This is a genomic window from Moorena sp. SIO3I6 (assembly GCF_010672095.1).
In genome coordinates, this window is sequence record NZ_JAAHHU010000591.1 from 1 (window position 1) to 2,716 (window position 2,716).

At 41.8% G+C, this 2,716-nt stretch carries 2 protein-coding genes; one reads left to right on the top strand and one right to left on the bottom strand.

Translation table 11 applies throughout. The features are described from left to right. The first annotated feature begins 148 nt into the window (after positions 1-148). Positions 149-1,240: an NAD/NADP octopine/nopaline dehydrogenase family protein gene (locus F6K49_RS40015; protein ID WP_293106301.1), complete on the top strand. Its 1,092-nt coding sequence runs from the start codon at positions 149-151 to the stop codon at positions 1,238-1,240. A 121-nt stretch (positions 1,241-1,361) separates the two neighbouring features. Here F6K49_RS40015 and F6K49_RS40020 read toward each other — a convergent pair whose 3' ends face one another. Further along, complete coding sequence (locus F6K49_RS40020; RefSeq protein ID WP_293023380.1) at positions 1,362-2,498, bottom strand: pyridoxal-phosphate dependent enzyme; 1,137 nt, start codon at positions 2,496-2,498, stop codon at positions 1,362-1,364. Between the last annotated feature and the right edge of the window lie 218 nt (positions 2,499-2,716).

The window sequence follows — 2,716 nt, forward strand, 5'->3', positions numbered from 1 at the left end:
TGATGCGTCTATGTCAATAAGCTGCCTCCATTATCAATAATTTCGAGATTACAGTTAACCTGCATAAAAATCGGTGAAACTCTTGTGATAAGCTGTTCATAATTTCAATTACATATTCACAATTATAGAGCTTAAAGGATATTTTTTGATGTCACAAGATATGTCACAAGATAATTACCTTGTTGTGGGTGGAGGAGATGTAGGTTTAGCCACAGCAGTTCACCTGAGTTCTCAAGGCCATAACGTTGATCTGTTTTCTCGTCGTTCTTCTTCAATTAGTCAAACTAAGATTGTTCGTTCAACGGGTGTATGTTCACCGGGTAATTATCCAATTGCAGCTTGTTCTAACCAGATTGAGGAAATTGCCGCCACTCATGATGGCAAATTACCCAATAATATTGTGATTGGCTGTCGAGGTCAGGATGTTGAATCTTATGCCCGGATTTTGGGGCAATATATGACCCCTCAAACCAATATTTTATTGATCTGTTCTAGCCGTTTTTCAGGTCGAGTTTTCTGCAAAGTGTGGCAAAAAGAATTTGGCATGAGTGAAACCCAATTACCCGCAGTTGCAGATGTAAATAATACCCCCTTTGCCTGCCGAGGTAACGGTGACGACCAAGTAGCTATAAAGAGGTTTAAAAAACAGTTCAAAGTCGCTGCCCAAAACTCGGATATGACAGAGCGGATTGTTGCTACCTATCAAGGTTTGTTCGATAATTTGCGTCCACTGTCTTCGAGTTTAGAAGTAAACTTGGATAAATGTAATGATGTTTTTCACGTTCCCTTAATCATCGCCTCTTTAACCAGATGGGAGCTGGGAGAAAATTATAATATTTACCGAGGTATGGGTCCTCGCACTGCTAATTTGATTGGTGATTTCGATCGCGATCGTCTAGCTATAGCCAAGGCATTAGGGTTTCCTGATCTAAGCGATATGTACGATTATTTTAAGACAGCCTATGGAACTACTGGCCCATCTTTTTACGAACACATTCACCAGATCAAAGCACTTGACAATTCTACTCTCAGGAATCCTCATCATCGCTATCTCTCAGAAGAATTACCCTTTGGGGCTTTTCCACTACAGGTGTTAGCCCGCCTAACAGGAGTAGATACCCCATTTTTAGATAGTTGTATTACTCTGGGGAGCAAGTTTATAGATGAACCTTTCACGTGGACTGCTGAGTTTCTAGAATTGGACACTCAATGGCTAGAGGAGCAACTAAGACATAAATAAAAAGAGTCGAGCTTGAATTTATGGAACTATGTAGCATTTTCTCTGGTTATACTGGGGATATATATCGTTAAATCGACTTCCTTGGCCTTTTGGCCTTTTGGCCACGCTACGGCAACGCGACCTAGTACATCCGTCCTCCAGTCACCATCAGCAAGCATTTTTCTTCAGGGGAAATCCACCCGTCAAGAATCAACTTTTTACAGGCTGCCAAAGACAATGCTCCAGTGTGACAAGCAGAAATACCAGCTTGCTGTAAAACCTCATAGCTTTTCAGAAGTTCTGCTTGGGTTGGGGCAACAACCGTTCCTTGAGTGTCTAGAATTAGATCCCGCAAATAAGAGTAGGTTGCGGTAGGATTGCCTCTAAGAATAGCCTCAGCCTTTCCAGTGGGGTTGCGGATAATATCCTCATCAGCAATTTGTTCTCTATTAGCATGAAATGCCGTATACACAGGAGCACAAGTATCTTGCTGCACACCAACAAAACGAGGCATTTTCTTAATATACCCATTGGCTAAAAGCTGCTTGAAGCCAAAATATCCCCCATAAAACCCCATCCCGCTACTAATGGGTTGAAAGACTACATCAACTTGGAAGTCCATTTGGGTTGCTCCTTCCATATACCCTGTTTTGAGACCTTCCCGACGAAAGAAGTTGAAAAAGCCTCCTTCCCAAAATAGATTATGATCTTGAGCATAGTCTTTGGCCAACTTGCCAGTTTCCACAAAATCTACATCTGTTTCATGGATGGTGGCATAGGGACTCTGAAATTTTAAGCGATGTCTATGGGTTGAGGGAACAAAGACATGAACCCTAATTTGACCTTCAAGCTCTTTGGCCCAATACATAAAGCTAGAAGAAGAGTTGCCTGTAGAGGAGACTACAAATTCTTTAACTCCACCCCATAACAACCCTGGTGTTGCCATACAACTCTGTCTATATTTGGTGTTTCCGGTTGCTAAAGCCCCTTCTACTTTACAGTAAATGCCATCATGGTCAACATATTGAGCATTGTCGAATCGAATTAGAGGAGTTTCTGGACAATAAAATTCTGGCAGGGGTTTAATCGGAACAAAATCTTTAAAACGCTGCAGTCCGGAACCAGATTCTACCTTTTGATTACCTCTGTACACAACATTCAACACACCTCCATCGCAAGATTGGCAACGATAACGCAGTTCTAGCGGATATTCTTTACCACATACAGCACATTGGAGATGAGCCATAGAATTTGCTTCGATGTGTCCTGGTGTTAACACTTGCCAATACTCCGGACGTTTTTTTGACTGTTTTTTTGACTATTGTTCGATAGTCTTCCAGTAGTAATAATATCAGTTAATGACACCGCAACGTAAGCATTCAGGTGTAGAGATTGACAAAGTCACCCCACTCACTTCAAAAGCGGAATCAGAGACAATTCGTGAGAACGCTGCCTGACTGCTAAGGACACAGCCTGACTCAGGAACTTTATGGTATT